At 70.2% G+C, this 21783-nt stretch carries 19 protein-coding genes; 9 read left to right on the forward strand and 10 right to left on the reverse strand.

Annotation, left to right across the window (positions count from 1 at the left end):
* On the reverse strand, positions 1–338 hold a 338-nt coding region (locus HKK72_RS40810), incomplete at its 3' end, for a 2-oxoglutarate dehydrogenase E1 subunit family protein (RefSeq protein WP_187234076.1).
* Positions 339–694: 356 nt separating this feature from the next.
* Between HKK72_RS40810 and HKK72_RS10345 the strand changes: the two genes are divergently transcribed.
* Positions 695–1438: a DedA family protein gene (locus tag HKK72_RS10345; RefSeq protein WP_187234077.1), complete on the forward strand. Its 744-nt coding sequence runs from the start codon at positions 695–697 to the stop codon at positions 1436–1438.
* A 390-nt stretch (positions 1439–1828) separates the two neighbouring features.
* On the opposite strand, the gene HKK72_RS10350 is transcribed toward HKK72_RS10345, so the two are convergent.
* Positions 1829–2827 carry a dihydrodipicolinate reductase gene (locus tag HKK72_RS10350; protein ID WP_315987176.1) on the reverse strand — a complete coding sequence of 333 codons (999 nt, stop codon included), beginning with the start codon at positions 2825–2827 and terminating at the stop codon, positions 1829–1831.
* Positions 2828–3126: 299 nt separating this feature from the next.
* On the opposite strand from HKK72_RS10350, the gene HKK72_RS10355 reads away from it, so the two are divergent.
* Positions 3127–4026, forward strand: a complete 900-nt coding sequence (locus HKK72_RS10355) for an SDR family oxidoreductase (protein ID WP_187234079.1) — start codon at positions 3127–3129, stop codon at positions 4024–4026.
* Between the two features lie 93 nt (positions 4027–4119).
* Positions 4120–4953 carry an enoyl-CoA hydratase/isomerase family protein gene (locus tag HKK72_RS10360; protein ID WP_187234080.1) on the forward strand — a complete coding sequence of 278 codons (834 nt, stop codon included), beginning with the start codon at positions 4120–4122 and terminating at the stop codon, positions 4951–4953.
* Between the two features lie 54 nt (positions 4954–5007).
* Here the strand turns inward: HKK72_RS10360 and HKK72_RS10365 are convergent, their stop codons facing one another.
* From HKK72_RS10365 to HKK72_RS10395, 7 genes are read right to left on the reverse strand one after another with little or no spacing between them, the layout of a single operon-like run.
* Positions 5008–6375: a nucleotide pyrophosphatase/phosphodiesterase family protein gene (locus HKK72_RS10365; protein WP_187234081.1), complete on the reverse strand. Its 1368-nt coding sequence runs from the start codon at positions 6373–6375 to the stop codon at positions 5008–5010.
* Positions 6372–7574: a metabolite traffic protein EboE gene (gene eboE / locus HKK72_RS10370; protein ID WP_187234082.1), complete on the reverse strand. Its 1203-nt coding sequence runs from the start codon at positions 7572–7574 to the stop codon at positions 6372–6374. Before eboE ends, HKK72_RS10365 begins: the two co-directional genes overlap by 4 nt.
* Positions 7575–7583: 9 nt before the next feature.
* Positions 7584–8441, reverse strand: coding sequence for a TatD family hydrolase (locus tag HKK72_RS10375; RefSeq protein ID WP_187234083.1), 858 nt, complete (start codon positions 8439–8441; stop codon positions 7584–7586).
* A gap of 5 nt (positions 8442–8446) precedes the next feature.
* Complete coding sequence (locus HKK72_RS10380; RefSeq protein ID WP_315987177.1) at positions 8447–9127, reverse strand: EboA domain-containing protein; 681 nt, start codon at positions 9125–9127, stop codon at positions 8447–8449.
* A gap of 7 nt (positions 9128–9134) precedes the next feature.
* Complete coding sequence (locus HKK72_RS10385) at positions 9135–10013, reverse strand: sugar phosphate isomerase/epimerase family protein (protein WP_187234085.1); 879 nt, start codon at positions 10011–10013, stop codon at positions 9135–9137.
* On the reverse strand, positions 10010–11008 hold the full coding sequence (locus HKK72_RS10390) for an SCO3242 family prenyltransferase (protein ID WP_187234086.1): 999 nt from the start codon (positions 11006–11008) through the stop codon (positions 10010–10012). Before HKK72_RS10390 ends, HKK72_RS10385 begins: the two co-directional genes overlap by 4 nt.
* Positions 11005–12156, reverse strand: a complete 1152-nt coding sequence (locus HKK72_RS10395) for an inositol-3-phosphate synthase (RefSeq protein ID WP_187234087.1) — start codon at positions 12154–12156, stop codon at positions 11005–11007. Before HKK72_RS10395 ends, HKK72_RS10390 begins: the two co-directional genes overlap by 4 nt.
* A 203-nt stretch (positions 12157–12359) precedes the next feature.
* On the opposite strand from HKK72_RS10395, the gene HKK72_RS10400 reads away from it, so the two are divergent.
* The 3 genes from HKK72_RS10400 to HKK72_RS10410 all read left to right on the forward strand — a co-directional run bounded on the left by HKK72_RS10400 (position 12360) and on the right by HKK72_RS10410 (position 15920).
* Complete coding sequence (locus HKK72_RS10400) at positions 12360–13538, forward strand: ROK family transcriptional regulator (RefSeq protein WP_187234088.1); 1179 nt, start codon at positions 12360–12362, stop codon at positions 13536–13538.
* 150 nt (positions 13539–13688) lie between these two features.
* A complete protein-coding gene (locus tag HKK72_RS10405) occupies positions 13689–14879 on the forward strand; it encodes an ROK family transcriptional regulator (protein ID WP_222720558.1) in 1191 nt (396 codons plus the stop codon).
* 33 nt (positions 14880–14912) lie between these two features.
* A complete protein-coding gene (locus HKK72_RS10410; protein WP_187234089.1) occupies positions 14913–15920 on the forward strand; it encodes a sugar phosphate isomerase/epimerase family protein in 1008 nt (335 codons plus the stop codon).
* A 150-nt stretch (positions 15921–16070) separates the two neighbouring features.
* Here the strand turns inward: HKK72_RS10410 and HKK72_RS10415 are convergent, their stop codons facing one another.
* A complete protein-coding gene (locus HKK72_RS10415; protein ID WP_187234090.1) occupies positions 16071–17126 on the reverse strand; it encodes a polyprenyl synthetase family protein in 1056 nt (351 codons plus the stop codon).
* 682 nt (positions 17127–17808) lie between these two features.
* Between HKK72_RS10415 and HKK72_RS10420 the strand changes: the two genes are divergently transcribed.
* Genes HKK72_RS10420 through HKK72_RS10430 form a run of 3 tightly spaced genes read left to right on the forward strand, consistent with a single transcriptional unit; the run spans position 17809 to position 21742 of the window.
* Positions 17809–19188 (forward strand): cytochrome P450, encoded by a 1380-nt coding sequence (locus tag HKK72_RS10420; protein ID WP_187234091.1) that lies wholly within the window; start codon positions 17809–17811, stop codon positions 19186–19188.
* A complete protein-coding gene (locus tag HKK72_RS10425; RefSeq protein WP_187234092.1) occupies positions 19188–20090 on the forward strand; it encodes a terpene synthase family protein in 903 nt (300 codons plus the stop codon). The genes HKK72_RS10420 and HKK72_RS10425 overlap by 1 nt, the downstream gene beginning before the upstream one ends.
* Complete coding sequence (locus tag HKK72_RS10430) at positions 20087–21742, forward strand: prenyltransferase/squalene oxidase repeat-containing protein (protein ID WP_315987178.1); 1656 nt, start codon at positions 20087–20089, stop codon at positions 21740–21742. Before HKK72_RS10425 ends, HKK72_RS10430 begins: the two co-directional genes overlap by 4 nt.
* The last annotated feature ends 41 nt before the right edge of the window (positions 21743–21783 follow it).

Here is a 21783-nt window from a genome sequence, read left to right on the forward strand (position 1 = left end):
TCGGCGGCCTTGGCGGGCGCCGGTGCCGGGGCGGGGGCGGGGGCGGGGGCGGGGGCCTTTTTCGCTCCTTCGGACGGCTTCGCTCCCTTGGCGGGGGCGGGAGGCGGTGCCGGCTCGGTCGGCGGTGCGGCCGCCGGCGCCGCGGGGGCGCCATCGAGAGTGGCCTTCATGGCCGGACGGGAGTCCGGCCGGTAGTCGGCGAAGAAGTTCCACCAGGCTCGGTCGACCGAATTCGGGTCTTCCAAGTACTTCTGGTAGAGCTCGTCCACCAGCCACTCGTTGGGGCCGAAATCGGCCTTGCTCAGGTCGGCAGGGGTGCGCGACGACTCGGTCGACACGGCGGAGATCGCCCTCTTCCGCAGCTCGCAGGTAGGTTCTGAATCGACTCAAGGCTACTCGCCTGTAGGAGGCGCGGAGGCATGCCGTCTGTCACACGTCCGCACAACACCGATTATCGGTGATCTTCGTCGATTTTCGCGCCTCGATCGGGCAAGATCCCGCCACGGCGACGGCCGATATCGGTAGCGCGAAGGTGAGAGTAGTCACGACCCGGCCGTCGGCGAGGACCTGGAACCGCCACATTCCGCGCGCAGCACGAGCCGATCGCGGCGCCGCGATCGGCGCGGAAGGGGCCGGTGGTCTCAGTCGTCGCTAGTCTGTTTCCAGCCGGACGGAGCCGGGAGGCTGATCGCGAATGCTGGAGACCTTCAACGACCTGGTGCAGGGCCTGCCCTCGCCGTTGATCTACAGCATAGTCGCCGCACTCGTGTTCGCCGAGGCGGCGCTCTTCTTCGGATTCGTCTTCCCCGGAGAGACCGCGATCATCGTCGGTGGCGTGCTGGCCAGCCAGGGCCGGCTCTCGATGCCGCTGCTGCTCATCATCGTGGTGATCTCGGCCATTGTGGGCGACTCGGTGGGATACGAGATCGGCCGCAAGTTCGGGCCGCGGCTGCTGGAGACCCGCGCCATGCGAAAGCACCGGTCGAAGGTGGGCAAGGCCCAGGAGCTGATCCGCAGGAGAGGTGCCTTCGCGGTCTTCATCGGCCGCTTCACCGCGCTGCTACGTGCGCTGATGCCCGCCCTCGCCGGCAGTGCCCGGGTGCCCTATCGGAAGTTCCTGCTCTTCAACGCCATCGGCGGCCTCACCTGGGGCGTCGGATTCACTCTCGGCGGATTCTTCCTCGGCACCGCCTTCGAGCACACGGCTCAGCTGCTGGGCCGCGGCCTGGCCGCCGCCGCGGCCGTGCTGGCGATCGCCGCGGCCGTGATCTGGTCGGTACGCAGGCACCGTCGTGAGCCGGTGGGCGAGCGGATCGCAGCGAAGATGGTCGATGAGGCGGCCGATGAGATCGGCGGCAGCCGCACCTCCGCGACCAAGGCGGTCCGCAGGGCCAGGACCGTGACGGCGGCCGAGGACGCACCACAGGACGCCGGCTGACCCTCGTCGAGCCAGGGGCAGTGCCGCAGGACGCCGGCCGACCCTCGTCGAGCCAGGGGCCGTACCGCAGGGCACCGGCTGGCCCTTGTCGAGCTGGGGTCGTACTGAGGTTGCGCGGGGCTTGTCGTCGATCGTGATCGGGAGTTGGGTGCTGGTTCGGGCGAGCGCCGACGGCGCGTCGGATGCGAACAACTGCATGATCACGGCGGAGGAAGTCCTGCCGTGATCATGCAGTTGTTCGGGGTGCGCCGGGGGTGTAGCCGCTGGGGCCGGCGTTCGTGCGGTGCCGTCGGCTGGCGCCCGCCGTCACAACCCGGCCCGGTGACGCCTGCCGTTACACCTCGGTCGGGTGACGCCGGCCGTTGCACCTCGGCTGGCTGGGGGCTGCCTTTACACCCCGGCCGCGCGGCCGGTGAGCACGGGCAGATCGAGAAACGTACGGATGCCGGGTGCCGCCTCGCACACGGCGGGGACGGCGTTCACCGCGAAGGCGGCCGCGGCGGTGATGCCGTTGGAGACCCAGTCCTCGTCGGCGGTCAGCGTGACCGAGGGCCGGCCGTGCACGCGCACGGCATAGCCGGGTGACTCCCAGGCGGTGACCCGGCGCGCATCGGACTTGTGCACGCACTCGATGGTCACCAGAGGGCGGCCGCCGACCATCCCGGAGAAGGTCCAGCGGCCGGCTGCGACCGTGCCTCTCGGAATGGGCACGGCCTGGATCTCGAAGTCCTCATCGGCGAGCAGGTACTCGTGACTGACGTCGACGTGGTCGAGCGTGACGCCGAGCCCCGCGCCGACCAGTTGAAGGCTCTCGGTGAACAGGTCGCGCATGGCCCCCCGGTAGGTCGGCAGCGCCTTGAGATACTCCTCCTCGCTCTTTCCGAGACCGCCCATCTCGTGGATGAGCAGGCGGGACGGATGGCCGGAGAAGTCCGCGCACTCTCGTACGTAGATGTGATCGACCCGCCGGCACACGCCGGACAGCACGAGCGGCAGCACCTCGGTCGTGAACCCGGGGTTGACGCCCGTGCCGAACACCGACGTCTCGCCGGTCTTGCAGGCGCGCTCGAGCTCGGAGGTGAACTCCGGCCCGCGGGCGTACGGATAGAGCATCCCGGCCAGGCTGATGACGTTCTTGCCCGAGCTCAGCAGCTCGCAGACCGTCTGTAGGTCCTTGCGCAGATCCCCGCCGATGGCCTGCGAGATGATCGGGGCGTAGATCACGCAGTCGGCGTCGAGCGCGAGGATCTCGTACGGATCGTCGGTGGCGATCACTCCTGCGGGCGGCCGGCCCACCAGGGTGCCCGCGTCGACTCCGACCTTCGCCGGGTCGAAGACGCGCACGCCCGCGAGCTCGAACTCGGGACGCTCGATCACACCTCGGATCACGCTGCGTCCAACCGCTCCTGTCGCCCACTGGACGACGCGGTACCGGGTCGTTGTCCCGGTGGCGGTCTCATACGCTGCGCGCATGGCGATCTTCCTCCGTGGGGGCGTCCAAGGTGGTGATGGACGTTACCGGCCTGCCCAGTAATTATCGTCAGATTCATGACATCTGCGGTTTTCGTCCCTTCGGACCCGGCACCGAGCGAGATTCGGTCAGGTGGTACCACACGGGTAACCCCACGTGGATAACGTGGGCGTGAACATGGGGCATTCACCCGGCGCAGGCGATGAGGAGACTCGGGATGACGGAACTCAGGTTCGATGAGCGGGTGGCGGTCGTCACCGGCGCGGGGCACGGCCTCGGCCGCCGGCACGCTCTGGAACTCGCCGCGCGCGGCGCGAAGGTCGTCGTCAACGATCTCGGGGGCGATGTGAACGGCGGGGGCGGCTCCAGCGGCCCGGCGCAGGACGTCGTCGATGAGATCACCAAGAACGGCGGGCAGGCCGTCGCCGACACCGGGAACGTCGCGACGGAGGAAGGCGCACAGGGAATCGTCCAGAGCGCCCTCGACGCCTTCGGCAAGGTCGACATCGTCGTCAACAACGCGGGGATCCTGCGCGACAAGTCCTTCAAGAACATGAGCGCCGCGGAGTTCGACGCGGTCATCGCCGTACACCTGCGCGGCTCATTCCTCGTCGCCAGGGCCGCGTGGTCGCACCTGCGCGATCAGGGTTACGGCCGCATCGTCAACACCTCCTCGCCCTCCGGCCTGTTCGGCAACTTCGGACAGGCCAACTACTCGTCCGCCAAGATGGGGCTGGTCGGCCTCACCAAGACGCTGGCGATCGAAGGCGCCAAGTACGGCGTCAAGGTCAACGCGATCGCGCCCGTCGCCTACACCCGGATGACCGAGGACCTGTTCCCGCCGGAGTTCGCCGACAAGCTCGGCGTCGAACTCGTCACGCCGCTGGTCGCCTGGCTGGCGCACGAGAGCGTCGAATCGACGGGCGAGACCTACTCCGTCGGAGGCGGCCGCATCGCGCGGGTGTTCGTCGCCGAGGGCGCCGGCTTCACGAAGAAGGACGGCCTCACCATCGAGGACGTACGGGACAACTGGCAGCAGATCAACGCCGAAAGCCCGTACATCGTGCCGAAGAACATCGGGGAGCAGACGGCCGCGACCTTCGAGGCGCTGAAATAACCCGCCGCCGCGTCGCAGGGCCGGGCGTCGGGGGGCCGGCTCCGAAGGGCGCCGGCCCGGCCGGCCGGCCACCGGATCGTCCCGAGGAGGGATATGCCGGATCTCATCTTTGACCGGCGCGACGGGGTGGCGGTGCTCACGCTGGCGCGCCCTGAGCGGCTCAACGCGGTGACGCCCGGGCTCGTCGAAGAGCTGCACACCGCTCTGGACGCGCTGGCCGGCGACACCGCAACCCGGATCGTGATCCTCACCGGGCAGGGCCGCGGCTTCTGCGCCGGGATGGACATCCAGGGCGATGACGCCGGGCCGGAGGGCTCGCCCCCGCAGGACGGCGCGGGCGGCGAGCCGGAGCCGGAGGGCAGGCCGCAGCGGATCTACCGCGGGATCGCCCGCGGCGGGGAGGTCGTGGCCCGGCTGCGGGAGATCCCGCAGCCGGTGATCGCGGCACTGCACGGCCCGGTCGCCGGCATGGGCGTCTCCTTCGCCCTCGCGTGCGACTTCCGCATCGCCGATCCGTCGACGCGATTCGTCTCGCCGTTCCTGAACCTCGGACTGTCCGGCGGAGACGTCGGGCTGTCGTGGCTGCTGCCCCGCGTGGTCGGACCGGCCAAGGCGGCCGAGATCCTCTACCGCGCGCAGACGCTCACCGCGGCGCAGGCGCATGAACTGGGGATGCTGACCGAGGTGACCGGTGAGAAGGGCGACCTGACGGCCGCGCTGAAACTCGCCGAGGAACTGCTCGTCAGATCCCCCTACGGCCTGCGGCACACCAAGGAACTGCTCAACCTCTCGCTGGACGGGCCGACGCTGCGGCAGCACCTGGCCGTCGAGAACCGGACCCAGACGATGGCCTTCTTCACCGAGGACTTCGCCGAGGGGGTCGCCGCCGCCATGGAGAAACGACCCCCACGGTTCCGGGACCGCTGACGGCTCCGTTCGGCGGGGTGCCGTCTTCGGCCGGTGCTCTCTGGCAGGTGCGGCTCACTCCCGGGCGAGCCGCACCAGCAGGTCCTTGACCTCCGTGGCGTGGTAGCGCTCCCGGGCCGCGGCGGGGTCGGAGCAGAGCAGCACCGGGCCGTCGGCCGGGTCGGCGGGGAGCCGGCCATGGCTGCCGCGCACCGCGGAGCCGTTCAGCGCCACCACGCTCATCAGATAGCGCATGCCGAGTTTCTTGCGGGCGAGCGCGAGCCCAGCCTTCACTTTCACCGCCTTGTCGGCCGGGTTCAGGAACAGCTCCGCGGGGTCGTACCCGGGCTTGCGGTGGATGTCCACCAGCCGCGCGAAGTCGGGGGCGCGGTCGTCGTCCAGCCAGTAGTAGTAGGCGAACCAGGCGTCGGGTTCGGCCAGCGCCACCAGATCTCCGGATCGCTCGTGGTCGAGACCCTGCTCGGCCTTGCCGGCGGAATCGAGGATCTGTGCCACGCCGTCGAGCCCGGCGAGAACCTCGCGCACCCTGGGCAGGTCCGCGCCGTCCCGTACGTACACGTGCGCGATCTGGTGGTCGGCCACCGCGAAGGCCCGCGAGGCCCATGGGTCGAGGTACTCCATCCCGTCCTGGGTGTGCACCTCCAGCAGCCCGGCGCGCCGCAGGGCCCGGTTGACCTCCACGGGGCGGGAGACCGAGGTGATGCCGTACTCCGACAGCGCCACGGTGGTCGCGCCCCGCTCGCGCGCGGCGGCCAGCAGCGGTCCGAGCAGGGCGTCCAGGTCGGCCGCCGCCTGAGCGGCCCGCGGGTCGTCCGGACCCCATCGCTGCAGGTCGTAGTCGAGGTGCGGAATATAGACCAGGGTCAGGTCGGGCCGCTCCTCGGCGATCAGGAACTGCGCCGCGGCGCAGATCCAGCGGGAGGACGGCAGCCCCGCGCCCGGGCCCCAGTAGGTGAACAGGGGAAAGGTGCCGAGCCGGTCGGTGAGCCGGTCGTGCAGCGACGGCGGCCAGGTGTAGCAGTCCGGTTCCTTGCGGCCGTCGGCGTAGTAGACGGGGCGTGGAGTGACGGTCCAGTCGGTCGCCGCTCCCATGGCGTACCACCAGCAGACGTTGGCCACCGTGTAGCCGGGGCGGTCGCGCCGCAGCACGTCCCACACCTTCTCGCCCTGGACCAGCGCGTTGTGCTGGCGCCACAGCAGGACCTCGCCGAGATCGCGGAAGTACCAGCCGTTGCCCACCACCCCGTGCTCGCGCGGCAGCGTTCCGGTGAGGAAGGTGGACTGCACGGTGCACGTGACGGCGGGCAGCACGGTGCCGAGTTCGGCCTGGAACCCGTCGGCGGCCAGTTTGGACAGGTGGGGCATGTAGGGGAGCAGCCGGGGGGTGAGTCCGACGACATCGAGCACGACGAGGGGTGTCACGGGGTCTCCTCCTCCGCGAGGCCGAGCTTCAGCAGCTCGCCGCGGGTCCAGTCCAGCTCAGCGGCGATCCCGCGGATCAGCCGATCTTCGGCGGCCGCGGCGGACGACCCGGCCGGCCGCCCGGCGGCGACCGCGTCGTCCGGCAGCACCGACCAGGTGTAGGTCTCGACCTCGACGTGGTCGGTGCGGGCGGTCGGCCCGGCCAGCAGCGCGCGCAGGGTGCCGGTCAGCTCCGCGCGGGTGCCGGCCAGCGGGTGGGGCGGGTCGGCGTGCAGGGGCAGGTGGAAGTGCACCCGCCATGGAGCGCCGGGCGGCAGCCGCCCGGCGCCGTCGAGGGCGTCGGGCAGATCGTCGACGCCCCGCACCCGGTCCGCCACCAGGGCCCGCGTCTGGTGCAGGTAACGCGGTTCGGCGAACGCGGCGAGGGCGTCGCGTGAGGCGCCCGGCGCCGAGGCGTGCAGGGCCACCGAGGCCTGGGTCTTGACGATCGGCAGGCCGGCCGCGCCGAGCCGGGCCACCGCGGCGCCGGCGTCCTCGAACGCGACGGCCAGATGGCACGCGTCGAGACAGACGCCCACCCGGTCGGTGTCGAGGCCGGACAGGTGCTCGACCGCGTCGGCGGTGGTCTCCACGACGCATCCGGGCTCGGGCTCGAGACCGACCCGGACGGTGCGCCCGGTCTCGGCCTCGAGCCGCGCCAGACCCGCGGCGAGCGCGTCGAGGTGGCGGCGGGCCGCGTCGGCTCGACCGCCGTCCCACCAGGGCCGCCACCCGAGCGGCAGGGTCGACACGCTGCCCCGTGCCACGTCGGCGGGCAGCAGCTCGGTCAGGACGCGGGCGAGGTCGAGGGTGTAGGAGAGCCGCTCCGGGGCGGCCCAGTCCGGCAGGTACACGGCGGTCTTCACCACCGCGTCGCCGAACCCCTCGTAGGGAAAGCCGTTGAGCGTCACCACCTCGAGGCCGCCGGCGGCCAGCGCGGCGCGAAGCGGCCGCACCGCCTCGGGGTCGGCGGCGAGTGCGGCCGCGACCGGCCGGGGCAGCCACAGCCCGACCGACAGCCGCGGGACGCCCAGCAGCTTCCTGACCGGCATGGCGTAGCGCTCCAGCCGGTCGAGGATGCCCGGCAGATCGTCGGCGGGATGCACGTTGGCGCAGTAGGCGAGATGGACGGTGCTCCCGTCCGGATGTCGCAGCCGCATGCCGCCCCCTCAGGACCGGCCGCCGCGCAGGACCGAGTTTCCGGCGAACAGCGCGCCGGAGTCGACCGGCTCCTCGTCCAGTACCAGCCGTCCGCTCTGGCCGTAGAACGCCACCGGGTTGTGCCACAGCACCTGGTCGACGTCGGCCTCGGTGAACCCGCCGGCCAGCATGGCCTCGCCGGTGCGCCGTGTCTTCAGCGGATCGCTGCGGCCCCAGTCGGCCGCGGAGTTGACCAGCATCCGCTCGGTGCCGTGCTCGCGCAGGATGGCGACCATGCGGTCCTCGTCCATCTTGGTGTCGGGATAGATGGAGAACCCCATCCAGCACCCGCTGCCCGCGACCAGCCCCACGGTCACCTCGTTGAGATGGTCGATCACCACGCGCTCGGGCGGGATGCCCGACTCGCGCACCACGTCGAGCGAACGGCGGGTGCCCGCGGCCTTGTCGCGGTGCGGCGTGTGGACGAGGGCCGGCAGGTCGTGGTCGACGGCGAGGGCGAGCTGGTGGGCGAAGACCTCGTCCTCCTCGGGCGTCATCGAGTCATAACCCACCTCGCCCACCGCCACCACGCCGTCCTTCTCCAGATAGCGCGGCAGCAGCTCCAGGACCGGCCGGCAGCGCGGGTCGCCCGCCTCCTTCGGGTTGAGCGCCATGGTGCAGAAATGCCGGATGCCGAACTGGCCGGCGCGGAACGGCTCCCAGCCGACCAGCCCGTCGAAGTAGTCGACGAACGAGCCCACCGAGGTACGCGGCTGGCCGAGCCAGAACGCCGGCTCGACCAGCGCCCGCACGCCGGCGGCGTGCATCCGCTCGTAGTCGTCGGTGGTCCGCGATGACATGTGGATGTGGGGGTCGAAGATGCGCACTGGACCTAAACCTCCCGGTCGGGGGATTCGAGGGACCGTGTGTCGGGTGCCGGCGGGTCGTCGAGGAACATGGCGACGTCGGCCGGGACATCGCGTCCGGCGGCGGCCCGCTCTTGGGCGTAGTCGGCCATCATCCGGGCCAGCTCGGCGTCGGCGCGCCGGTCGAGACCGTCCACCACGGCCAGTGGCACTCCCACGAACACGCACTTGAGCACCGCCTGCCGCCAGGCGTGGTCGGCCAGCCGCGCGCCGCCGTACGGGCCGAGTGCCGCGGCGACCAGCCGGGTGTCGTTGGTGCGCAGCGCGTCGTGCACCAACGGCAGTGCGCCGTCGCCGAGCTCGGCGTCGAACGCGGCGAGTGAGCGGAGCACGCCACGGCGTTCGCCGGCGTCGCCGTACCGGTAGAGGTCGGTCAGCCGGGCCGCGAGCGTGTCGCCCGTGCACGGCAGTTCGAGCAGCAGCAGCACCCGGGCCGCGTCGTCGACGCTCCAGCCGGCCGGACCGGGTCCGGCGGCGTCGAGCGGTCCCCGGCCGCACCGCCGACCCACGGCCGGCAGCACCGTCGCGGCGGCATCGGCCGTGGCCGCGATCCGCTCGCGCGCCTCGCTCAGCCACCGCGCCGCCTCGGCCGTCAGATGCGGCTCCACGGCGGAGGTGAGCTCCGCGCGCGGCCCGTCACGCGTCACCGTCTCATCATGTGTCATCGCGTTGCCGGGGGCGGTGCCCCTCACTCCCTTCGGCGTGCCTCTCCGCGGCCTTGAGGAACTCGATCGACCGGCGGGCGATCGTGGGCGCCGCGTGACTGTGGCGGGGCAGTTCCACCGCCACCAGCTCGTGGTAGCCCACCTCGCCGAGCGCGGCCAGTACCGGCGGAAAGTCGATCTCACCGGTGCCGAACTCCAGGTGCTCGTGCACCCCCCGCCGCATGTCGTCGATCTGAACGCCCGCCAGTCGCGGGCCGGCCCGCCGCACGCAGTCGGCGACCGGCTGCGGTTCCAGGCACCGGCAGTGCCCGATGTCCAGCATGATCCCGAAGCGGTCCGGGTCGCCGAGCAGCCGCGCGAGATGCTCGTAGCGGTCGAGGGTGTTGACGAACATGCCGGGCTCGGGCTCGAACGCGAGGATCACGTCCCTCGCGTCGGCCTCCCGCACCACCTCGGCGCAGCCGCGGACGAGCCGGTCCCAGAGAATCCGGTCCGGCGCCGAATCGGCCGCGGTGCCGCTCCAGAACGAGACGGCCTGAGCGCCGAGGTCGGCGGCGATGCGTACCGCCCGCACCAGCAGGTCGACCCGCGGCTCGGAGACCTCGGACACCAGCGTGGGCTGGTGCTTGTGCCACGGATCGAGCAGATAGCGGGCCCCCGTCTCGATCACCACGGACAGACCGAGGGTTCCCAGCCGCGACGCGACCTTGTCGACCGTCCTGGCGAGGCCGGTCGCGAACGGGTCGAGGTGCCGGACGTCGAGGGTCAGCGCGACGCCGTCGTACCCGAGGCCCGCGATGACGGCGAGCGCGTCGTCCAGCCGGTGGTCGGCGAACCCGTTGGTGCCATAGCCGAAACGCAGGGTCATGTGGCGGAGACCTTCCGAGTGAGCCGCCGGGCCAGGGGATGAGCCGCAGCGAGGGCCAGCGCGGTGACGGGCCGCCCTCTCGCGGCGGTGAGCGAGGCCTGCAGCGGGATCAGGCCGAGGATGCCGGCGCCGACGGCGTGGCGAACGCGCTCGGCGCTCGGCCGCCGGGCCGCCGCCAGCTGCGCGCCGCCGACCGAGACGACATATCGGCCGAGCAGCCCCGCCGCCGCCCCCGCGCCGCCGCCGCGGCGTCCGGCGACGATCTGTGCGACGACGACGGGCACGGCCAGCCCGCCGACCGCGGCCGCCCCCTTCACCTGACGCGAGGTGCCGCCGCCGACCTCGCTGCGGCTGAGCAGGGTGACCGCGTACGTGTGGGTGCCGACGGCGAGGGCGGCCGGCAGCGCGGAGCCCGGCCGGCCGGTGCTCGCGCCGAGCATGACGTCGAGCCCGCGGCACGTCGCCATGGCGGCCGGCCCGGTCGGTGTCGCCTTCAGCACCAGGTCATAGCCCCATATCGCGGCGGCCAGCGGCACCGCGAAGGCCAGGGCCCGCCGCCCGCCGCCCGCGGCGGCCAGCGTGAGCCCGGCCCCGGTCAGCCCCGAAGCGACGGCCAATGCGGTCGCCGGCCGCACCCGTCCGGACGGAATCGGGCGTTCCGGCCGTTCGACGGCGTCGACGTCCCGGTCGGCGAAGTCGTTGAGCGCCATGCCGGCCCAGTACAGGCAGACGGCCGAGCCGGCGAGCACGGCGGTCCGGGGACTGTGCGGTACGCCGGCCGCCGCCGCTCCGCAGAGGATGTCGCCGGGCACCGACAGCGCGGCCGGGGCACGCACCAACTCGAGCAGATCCTCGACCGGGTTGGACCGCCTCGGCCCGCTCGGCTCGCTCGGTCCGCTCGGTCCGCTCGGCTCGCTCGGTCCGCTCGGTCCGCTCGGTCCCCTCGGTCCGCTCGGGCGCTCCACTGCCTGGTCGCCGCCGCGCGCGTCGCTCATGTGCAGCCCTGGGCGACGAAGGAGCGGAGCATGTCGTACTGCGCCGCCAGGTCATGGACCGAGGTGCCGATCGGATCCTTGAAGAAGTACGCCAACTCCGGGAGCGGCCCCGCCCGCCCGGCGGCGTGCGCAGCCGCGACGAGCCTCGCCAGGTCGAGGACCAGCGGCGCCGCGAGCGCCGAGTCGTAGCCCTGCCAGGTGAACTGCAGGGTCATGCGGGCGCCGAGGAAACCCTGGAAGGTCACGTGATCCCAGGCGGTCTTCTGCTCGCCGAGGTCGGCCACGTAGTCGATGTGCAGAGGACCCTCGACGGGATAACCGAGCGTCTCGTCGACCAGCCGGCGCTTCGACTCGAGCTTGCTCGCGGCCGTCTGCGGGTCGGCGAGGTTGGCGCCGTCGCCGCCGCCGAGCAGGTTGGTCCCCGACCAGGAGCCCACGTGCAGATGCCGGCCGGCGAACATGGGGGCGAGCACCGCCTTGAGCAGGGTCTCGCCGGTCTTGCCGTCACTGCCGGCGTACGGCACCGCGCGTTCCCTCGCGAGCTCGGCGAGTGCGGGCAGCCGCGCGCCGATCGACGGTGTGAAGTCGACATGGCCGCAGCCCGCGTCGAAGGCCGCGTAGGCGTAGCAGGCGCTCGCGGGCAGCACCATCGTGCCGAGGCCGATGGCGCGGGTGAGGTCGGCGAGGGTCGCGTGCTCGGGCCGAGCGGGCGTGGGCGGCTCGGTGGAGGCGACGTTCACCACGACCACCCGGTCGAGCCCGTGCCGGTCACGGAAGGCGGCGATGTCGGCGGAGATCCGTCGCAGGGTCTCGGCGGGGCTGCGGGTCCGGCCGTCGGCGCCGCCGGTGGTGATGTCGGCGTCGACCGCGGCAAGCTCGCCGTGCAGGCGGGCTGGGAGCCCGGCCGGGATCACGCCGGCCTGGGCGAGTTGCTGTGCCCGCTTGGTCAGCGGGACTCCGGAGAGATCGTGGCCACCGAAGACGAGGTCGGCGAGGCCGGGCAGCAGGTCGAATGCGGGGAATCCGGGGGCCTCCGAGACCAGGCCGACGCGGTCGGCCAGTCCCGCGCGTATCGCTAAGGCCCCGGTGATGGCCGTGCTCGCCACCGACCCACGGGCACCGGCCAACCACACCCCAGTACGCCCCATCGCGGCAACTCCCCTCACTGGATGAGGTCCCGGCGCCCTTAGAATCCGCTCGAAATGAGACTTTGTCTAGATAAGGATAGAAGTTTGTTCAATTCTGCTAAAACTCTTTCCACACTTCGCGAAAGTGACTACGTTCCGAGAACAAACACTGACCGGCATCGAACTCGTATATCAAGACGTGATCTGACACGGAGGGCACGCGGATGGCAGTGCGTCCGGAGAACGCGCACCATGCGCGCCTGCTGCGGGTGTTGCGGGAGGGCCCATGCTCGCGCGCCGAACTCGGCGAGGCGGTCGACCTCTCCCGGTCGACACTGTCCAGCGAGGTCAACCGTCTGATCGATCTCGGGCTGGTCGAGGCCGACGGTCTCGCCCCCTCGCGCGGCGGCCGCCGCTCGGGCATCGTCAGGCTCGCCTCCCGCCTGCGCTTCGTCGGCATCGACATCGGGGCGACCTCCATCGACGTCGCGGTCACCGGCGGGGACCTGGAGATCCTCGGCTCCGTGGCGGAGCCGTTCGACGTGCGCGAAGGGCCCGCCGTGGTGCTCGCCAAGGCGATGGCGCTGCTCGACGAGCTGCGCGACCGCGGTCTCGCGCCGGAGATCCACGGGGTGGGCATCGGAGTGCCCGGCCCGGTGAGCTTCCGCGCCGGCGTCCCGGTGATGCCGCCGATCATGCCGGGTTGGGACCGGTACCCGGTCCGCGAGGAACTCGGTCACAAGCTCGGGTGCCCGGTGATGCTCGACAACGACGTCAACGTCATGGCGCTCGGCGAGCTGCATTCCGGGCCGGCCAGGTCGGTGGCCGACTTCCTGCTGCTCAAGCTGGGCACGGGCATCGGCTGCGGCATCGTCGTGGACGGCAGGATCTATCGCGGCGCGTCGGGCAGCGCGGGCGACATCGGGCACATCCGGGTCGACGACTCCGGGCCGCGGTGTTCCTGTGGCAACACGGGGTGCCTGGAGGCCTACTTCGGCGGCGGCGCGCTGGCCCGTGACGCTGAGGCGGCCGCGCGGGCGGGCCGGTCGCCCTATCTCGCCGAGCGGCTCGCCGAGAACGGGGTCGTCACCGCCGCTGACGTCACCGCGGGCACGGCGGCGGGTGACCCGACGAGCACCATGCTCATCCGCGAGGGTGGTCGCCGGGTCGGTCACGTACTGGCCGGCCTGGTCAGTTTCTTCAACCCGGGCCTGGTCATCATCGCCGGCGGCGTCGCGCAGATGGGTCATACGCTGCTCTCGGAGATCCGCAGCGTCGTCTACCGCCGCTCTCTGCCGCTGGCCACCGGCAACATGCCCATCGTGCTGTCCGAGCTGGGCGGCACGGCGGGCGTCATCGGGGCCGCTCGGCTCAGCAGTGACCAGGTCTTCTCCGGCGAGTAGCGGTGGGGCGAAGCGCGCCGGTCGCGGAGCGCGTGGGCGGGTCCGGGCCCGATCTTTGTCCTTGAGCAGAGCGAAGATCGACGGAACCCGGGGAAAGGTATTCTCATCTCCAGCGAAAGTGGATACCTTCACGCTAGAGGGGGCGGTGTGATGCGGATGACGTCTCGGCCGGAGAACAGGCACCAGGCGCGGCTGCTGGGCCTGCTCCGCGATGACGGCCCGCGGTCGCGCGCCGAACTCGGCGACGTGGTGCGGCTGTCGCGGTCCAAACTGGCCGTCGAGCTGGACCGGCTGATCGAACTGGGGATGATCGAGCCAGCCGGCCTGGCCGCCTCGCGGGGCGGCCGTCGTTCGGGCATCGTCCGGCTCTCCTCGCGCCTGCGGTTCGTGGGGCTCGACATCGGGGCCACCTCGATCGACGTGGCCGTCACCAACGGAGAGATGGAGATCCTCGGCCATCTCGCCGAGCCCTGCGACGTACGGCAGGGGCCGAACGTCGTCCTGGAGCGGGCACTGGATCTGTTCGCCAAGCTCCGCGACCAAGGCCTCGCGCCGAACATCCACGGGCTTGGCGTCGGCGTGCCCGGACCGGTCAGCTTCCTCGAAGGCAGGCCGGTCGTGCCGCCCATCATGCCGGGCTGGGACCGGTTCCCGGTGCGCGAGATCATCAGCCAGGAACTGGGCTGCCCGGTGCTCGTCGACAATGACGTCAACATCATGGCCCTGGGCGAGCTGCACGCCGGGCTGGCGAAGTCGGTCGACGACTTCCTTCTCGTCAAGATAGGCACCGGGATCGGCTGCGGCATCGTCGTCGGTTCGGCCATCTACCGCGGGGTGTCCGGTTCCGCCGGTGACATCGGGCACATCCGGGTCGACGACAGCGGACCCACGTGCGCCTGCGGCAATCCCGGCTGTCTGGAGGCCTTCTTCGGCGGCGCCGCCCTCGCCAGGGACGCGCTCGTCGCCGCGCGCGCCGGTGACTCGGCCTTTCTCGCCGAGCGGCTCGCCCAGGCGGGGGAGCTCACGGCGGCCGATGTGGCAGAGGCCGCCCAGGCCGGCGACCCGGTGGCCGTCGAGATGATCCGCGAGGGCGGACGGCGGGTCGGCCAGGTGCTCGCCGGGCTGGTCAGCTTCTTCAACCCCGGCCTCGTCATCATCGCGGGCGAGGTGGCCGGGGGACTCGGGCACACCCTGCTCGCCGAGATCCGCAGCGTCGTCTACCGCCGTTCGGCTCCGCTCGCGACGGGCAATCTGCCGATCGTGCTGTCCGAACTGGGGGACACCGCCGGGGTGATCGGGGCGACCCGGCTCATCAGCGATCAGGTCTTCTCCGCCGCCTGAAATGGGCGGCGAATCAACCGCGTGGAGGTAAGAATGCCCCGACCGATCACCCTGTTCACCGGACAGTGGGCCGATCTCCCCTTCGAGGAGGTCTGCCGGCTCGCCTCGGAATGGGGGTACGACGGCCTGGAGATCGCCTGCTGGGGTGATCACTTCGAGGTCGACAAGGCGCTGGCCGACGACTCCTACGTGCCGCGCAAGCTCGAGACGCTGGAGAAGCACAACCTCAAGGTCTGGACGATCTCGAACCATCTGGTCGGGCAGGCGGTCTGCGACAACCCGATCGACGAGCGGCACCAGGGGATCCTGCCGGCCCGGATCTGGGGCGACGGTTCCCCGGAGGGCGTTCGGCAGCGGGCCGCGGAGGAGATCAAGGACACCGCGCGCGCGGCGGCCCGCCTCGGGGTGAACACCGTCGTCGGGTTCACCGGCTCGTCGATCTGGCACACCGTCGCGATGTTCCCGCCGGTGCCCGAGTCGATGATCGAGCGCGGTTATCAGGACTTCGCCGACCGGTGGAACCCGATCCTGGACGTGTTCGACGCGGAGGGCGTGCGGTTCGCACACGAGGTGCACCCCAGCGAGATCGCCTACGATTACTGGACGACCGTACGGACGCTCGAGGCGATCGGGCACCGCCCCGCCTTCGGGCTCAACTGGGACCCGTCGCACTTCGTGTGGCAGGACCTGGACCCGGTGAACTTCCTGTTCGACTTCAGTGACCGGATCTACCACGTCGACTGCAAGGACGCCAAGGTGCGCACCGGCAACGGCCGGCGCGGCAGGATGTCGTCGCACCTGCCCTGGGCCGACCTGCGGCGCGGCTGGGACTTCATCTCCACCGGGCACGGCGACGTGCCCTGGGAGGACTCCTTCCGCGCGCTCAACGCGATCGGCTACGACGGCCCGATCTCGATCGAGTGGGAGGACGCGGGCATGGATCGCCTGCTCGGCGCCCCCGAGGCCCTGTCCTTCGTACGGAAGCTGGTCGCCATCGAGCCGCCGGCGGTCGCCTTCGACGCGGCCTTCTCCTCGGACTGACGTGACCAGCGCGCTCGCGGGCCTGATCCTGGCCCGCGAGCCGTCCGCGCGGTGTCGTCCGCGTCGGGTCTTCCGGAGCGTGTCGTCTCGAGCGTGCGGGCCTTGTATGCCGAGTAACGCGACCGCGTACCGCCAGGGCACGATGTCGCCTCAGTGAGTGCGGTCGACCAGGAACCTGGCGAGCGCGGCCAGCTCGCCGGCCGCCGTACGGTCGAGCTCCGGGATGTCGAGAAGGCGCAGGGCCTCGTGGACGTGCAGTTCGGCCTGCTCGCGGGTGTAGGCCAGGCCGCCGAGCTCCCGGATCAGTCCGGCCGCCCGCCGCAGCGTCACGTCGTCGGTACGCGAGCCGAGCAACGCGGCGAGGCCTGAGGTGCCGTCGCGGTCGTGGGCGAGTGCGGCGACGACGGGGAGGGTCTTCTTGCCGGACCGCAGATCGCTGAAGACCGGCTTGCCGGTTACTTCGGGGTCGCCCCAGATGCCGAGCAGATCGTCGACGGCCTGGAACGCCAGCCCGAGATGCCGGCCGAGCTTCGACATCGCGGCGGTGGCCGAGGCGGAGCCGCCACCGAGTAGAGCCCCGAGGGCCCCCGCGCAGGCGAGGAGCGCGCCGGTCTTGCCACCGGCCATCGCCATGTACTCCTTGACGGTGACCGCGTCCGGGCCGGTCCACGGGCGCACTTCGAAGGCCACGTCCTCGGCCTGGCCCTGGACCAGTTCGGCCAGGGTGGCGGAAAGCCGCCGGAGGGCCGCCGAGGCCTGCGGGGTGCCGGCCTGCGCCAGGGTGTCCATCGCCAGCGCGAGCAGCGTGTCGCCGGTGAGGACGGAGGGCCCGACTCCGTAGGCCTTCCACACCGTGTCACGATGCCTGCGGCGTTCGTCGCCGTCCATGATGTCGTCGTGCACGAGTGAGAACGTGTGGAGGAGTTCGACCGCCACCGCGCCGTCGATGGCGGCCTCGGGACGCGCGCCCACGGCTCGCGCGGAAAGCAGCACGATCGCCGGGCGCAGGCCCTTCCCGCTCGGGGTGACCCGGGAGGTGCCGTCGACCTCGCGCAGGCCGAGCGCGTAGCCCGCCATTCCGCCGATGTGCGGATGCAATTGTTGGACGGCCTTCCGCAACGCCGGTGCCACCAATCCGCGAGTACGTGTCAGAATCTCCGTCACGTCACGCCCGGTGGTCAGCGGCTGAGGAATCTCAGACGGCATCGCGGGATCTTCCTACTGGCGTGGTCGGCGCTGAACAGCTGCCAGAGATCCTTTTCCCGTCCGGGTAATCGTCTGAAACCTATATCTGTACGGTTTCGCGCCATATTCGCACCGCGATTGGATTGCCACGCTCGGTAATCGCCTGGCCATGGGTGATGTCGCCGGCTCGCTGTGCGATGGTCGCAGCTCACAGTAGGTGATCGACATCACGTCAGGATAGATGAAAATCGGACCATCTCTGATCTTGTAGCGCGAAGTCGGGGATGTGATACTTCGCGTAAGCAAGCAACGACAGAGATACCTCTATGGTGGAAACCAACCTCAGTGGTGGAGGGTGCTCGAACTGGGCCTGTGAAACTGGTTTGAACGTCTGTGGGAGCGGTTCGCTCCAGGTCTTCCATTATCAAAACCGTCTTCGATCAATCCGCTGAGATCGTCGCGTGCGCTTGCGCCTGCGTTAGTCATCGGCATGCGCAACCTAAGTAGGGCGAAATGCAAAGTGAATGACGCTGCGTTCCCGTTGGCGCTCACTCCCACCGTTTCCGGGCGGGCAGTTCGACGCGGGACTCTTCAGCGCCGTGGCCCTCGCCAGTGCCTTCGGATCCCCCTCGATAAGGCGTTTCTCCGCCGTCCGTGGAACTCAATGGTGACGCGGGCCTGTCGACGAAGGAGTCGGTCAGTGATGTCCACCACCAATGACGCGAGCTCAGCCCGTAAGGCGAGAGCCTTTCCCGCTCGCCGCACACTACCGATGCTCGTGCGGGACCCGTTGAACGCGCTGGAGGAGATCGGCAGGCGGTCCGGCGGTGAAGTCGTGCGGCTCAGCATGGGGATCTTCCGTCCGTATCTGGTGACCCATCCCCACCACGTGCAGCACATCCTGCGCGACAACGTCGACAACTACCGGCGCGAAGGGATGATGTGGAAGCCGCTCAGCCGGCTCATCGGCGAGCCCTCTGACGCCGACCCCTCATGGCCCCTCAAGCGCACGGCGTACCAGGCTCTGTTGACGGCGAAGAGCGTGGAGCGGTTCACCGCCGAGATGATCGCGGCGATCGAGGAGGCGGTCGACCAACTCGACCAGCGCGGCAGGGCCGGCCGCCCGCTCGACGCTGGCGCCGAGATCACCCGCATCGTGTGGCGCGCCATCACCCGCGTCTTCTTCGGCGGGAGAATATCCATCTCGGAAGCGGAAGAACTCGGGCGCGCGCTTGCGACTGCCACCACCGCGTCCTTCCGCCCCCGCATGCTGCTCCCCTTCGTCCCTCTCTCGGTGCCGATCCCGGGGGACCGGGCCTTCCAGCGCGCCGTCGAAGACGTCGACGAGATCGTGCTGCCGGTCGTCCGTGCGGCCCATTCCCGGCCCACCGACGACGGTGACATCGTGTCGATGCTGGCCCGGGCGCGCGACGAGAACGGCGACAGGCTGAGCGTCGGGCAGATTCGCGACGGGGTCAACTCGCTCTTGGTGGCGGCGACGGAGAGTACGGTCCAGGCGCTCACGTTGCTATGGCCGGTGCTCGACTCTCATCCAGAGGTGGCGGCCAGGCTTCAGGCGGAGATCGACCGCGTTGTGGGGACCGATCGACCTGCCGAGTCGCACCTGGCGGACTTGAAGTACACCAAGATGATGCTCGAAGAACTCGTACGCGTTTATCCGCCGGGATGGATCATTCCGCGAACCGTCGCGGCGGATGACGTCATCGGCGGCGTCCGGGTCAAGAGCGGTGACACCCTCATCTTCAGTCCCTACCTAACTCACCGGCTCGAGGACGTCTGGGAACGACCGCAAGTCTTCGACCCGGAACGTTTCTCGCCAGACCGGTCACGCGACCGCTTCGCCTACGTGGCGTTCGGTGGCGGTCCGAACCAGTGCATGGGACGGCTGTTCTTCACCGTCGAGGCGCAACTCATCATCGCTTTTCTGCTCAGCAGGTTCCGGCCCGTGCTGCACGGCTCATCCCGGACGGAGTTGCATGCCGGCCTGTCGCTGAGACCTCGTGGCCGGGTCGAGATCACCCTGTGGCCGCTGGAGCGGTCCACGACCTTTCCGGAGCGGTAGTGGCAGAACGCGATGTGGCCATCGGTGAGCTGGTGCAGGCTGCCGAGAGCGGCAGGATCTGTGCCGTGGCCGGCGAAGCCCAAAGAGAGATGCGGAAGTGGGCGGCCGAGTACGGCGGTGCGTTCTCCGCAGAACCATTCGATCCCACGCTCTTCAATACGATCTGTTTGTGCACGGCCTTCAGCGCGCCCTGGCTCACCAGTGCAGAGCTTCGCATGGCGAATCGGTTGGGCCTGTGGAGTTTCGGAATCGACTGGGTGATCGACTATGTCGCGACGTCACGGGCCGAGATAGAGAACATCGTTCGGTGCTGTCTGGCCGTGGCGGACGGAGCGGAACCGGCGCCTGATGACGATCTCATGCGGTTTCTCGCGGATATCCGAGATGAGCTGGCGTCCTGCACCGCTTTCCCCGCGCTGCGGCATGTCTGGCGGGAGGAGTTCCAGCGATTCCTGCACGGCATGGCGCGCGAGTGGGATTGGAAGAAGGCTCGTGCGAACGGAGTGACGGATCGGCCGACGTTCGAGGAATATCTCGAGAATGCAGATAACCTTGGCTTTTCTTTTGTGTTCACGTCGCATTGGATCTATACCCTGCGATCCGGGGTGCCCACGGACGTCGACGCCGTTGTCATGACGAGCCGGCAGACCCAGCGAATAATGCGCCTGATCAACGATCTGGGTACCTACGAAAGAGACCTGACCTGGGGTGACCTCAACGGGCTCATGCTCGGCGTCGGACGCGAGGAGGTGCGCCGGCACATCGCCGTGCTCGCCGACGAACACGCGCGAGCGATCGGCACGCTACGCGAGCACCAGCCTCGACTGGCCCGGTACCTGGATCGGCAGATGAACTTCTGTGCGGGCTTCTGGGAGGTCACCGAGTTCTGGGGCGCGCTGTGAGCGTCGACCGGGTGGCGTGTGTGCCCGCCGACGAACGAGGGACGGCCGGATACGCGGGCACGGCGCGGGACGCGGACGATCTGATCGCCGGACTGACGGCGGAGCCGTGGGGCCAGGTTTCCCCGTCCGTCTACGAGACCGGGCGGCTGGTCACACTGACCCCTTGGCTTGCCGGGCATGTACGGCGGGTGGAGTACCTGGTGGCCACTCAGCGACCGGACGGCGCCTGGGGCGGCCCGGACGGCTACGCGCTCGTTCCGACTCTGAGCGCGACCGAGGCGATCCTCACGACTCTGCGGTGCGGGACTTCAGACGTCGTCATGGGAGCCCACCACGCCGAACTGACCGGAGCGGCCGTCCGAGGTATCCGCGTCCTGCGGCAGCGGCTCGGCGAAGCCCGCGTGTCCACACTTCCTGACATGCCGGCCATCGAGCTCATCGTGCCCTCCTTGGTGGCTTCGGTCAACCGGCACCTGGACTCGCTCGGTGATACACCGGTTTCCGGCCTCGAAGGCTTGCATGGGACCGGTCGCCTGCGTCTTCCGGCGGGGATGCGAGAGGCGCCGCTCGCGGCGATCCGGGCGAGGCTCGGTTCTGGAGCGACCGTCCCCCAGAAGCTGATGCACGCGATCGAGGTCGTCGGCGGGGACGCGCGACGCGTTCGTACGATACGTCCAGAAGTGACCGGAACGGTCGGTGCCTCGCCGGCGGCCACCGCGGCGTGGCTGGGTGAGGCACCGCCCGCATCGGACGATCCCGCGCGGCGATACCTCGAGGCGGTGGTGGGCCGGTACGGAGGCCCAGTGCCGTGTGGCATTCCGATCACCGTGTTCGAACGGGCATGGGTCATCGGGTGGCTGGTGCGTGGCGGAGGCCGTCCGTCCGTCCCGGCCGAACTGGTGGAAAGTCTCGCCGCCGCGATCGAACCCGTGGGCGCGTCGGCGGCGGCGGGGCTCCCGCCGGACGCCGACACGACGGCGGGTGCTCTCTATGCGCTCTCGCTGCTGGGCGTCCCGAGGAAGCCGGACGTGCTGTGGGCGTACGAGACGGATACGCATTTCTGTACGTGGCACGGGGAGGATGGCCTGTCGGTCAGCACCAACGCTCATGTGCTCGAGGCCTTCGGCCAGTCTCTCTCAACCGGCGCCGGCCGCCTCGGTTCCGCCTCCCGCTACGCGGCGACGGTGGCGAAGGTGGCGTCCTGGCTACGTGAGATGCAGGAGAGCGACGGAAGCTGGCTGGATCGATGGCATGCCTCGCCCTACTACGCGACGGCCTGCTGCGCTCTGGCCCTCGACCACTTCGATCGGGCGAGATCCGAACTGGCGGTACGTCAGGCCGTACGCTGGGTGCTCGCCACACAGCGCACCGACGGATCATGGGGGCGGTGGGTGGGCACCGCAGAGGAGACGGCCTACGCCATGCACGTCCTGCTGCTCGCCCGCGTCGCGCGGGACGAGGCGTGGAAGACCGCCGTGGCACGTGGCCGCGCGGTTCTGCTACGTCCTGCAGGGAAATCGGAGGATCCGCCGCTCTGGCACGACAAGGACCTTTATCTGCCCACCGCCATCGTCCGAGCGGCCGTCATAGCCGCGCTGCACCTCGCCGCAGAGGTGCCGGAGATGCGGGTGCAGGACTCTGAGTCCCCCTAATTTGGTGCCTTAAACAGCATCAAATAGGACATACATAGTGT

Source organism: Actinomadura sp. HBU206391 (genome assembly GCF_014323665.1).
Taxonomy (GTDB): Bacteria; Actinomycetota; Actinomycetes; order Streptosporangiales; family Streptosporangiaceae; genus Actinomadura_C.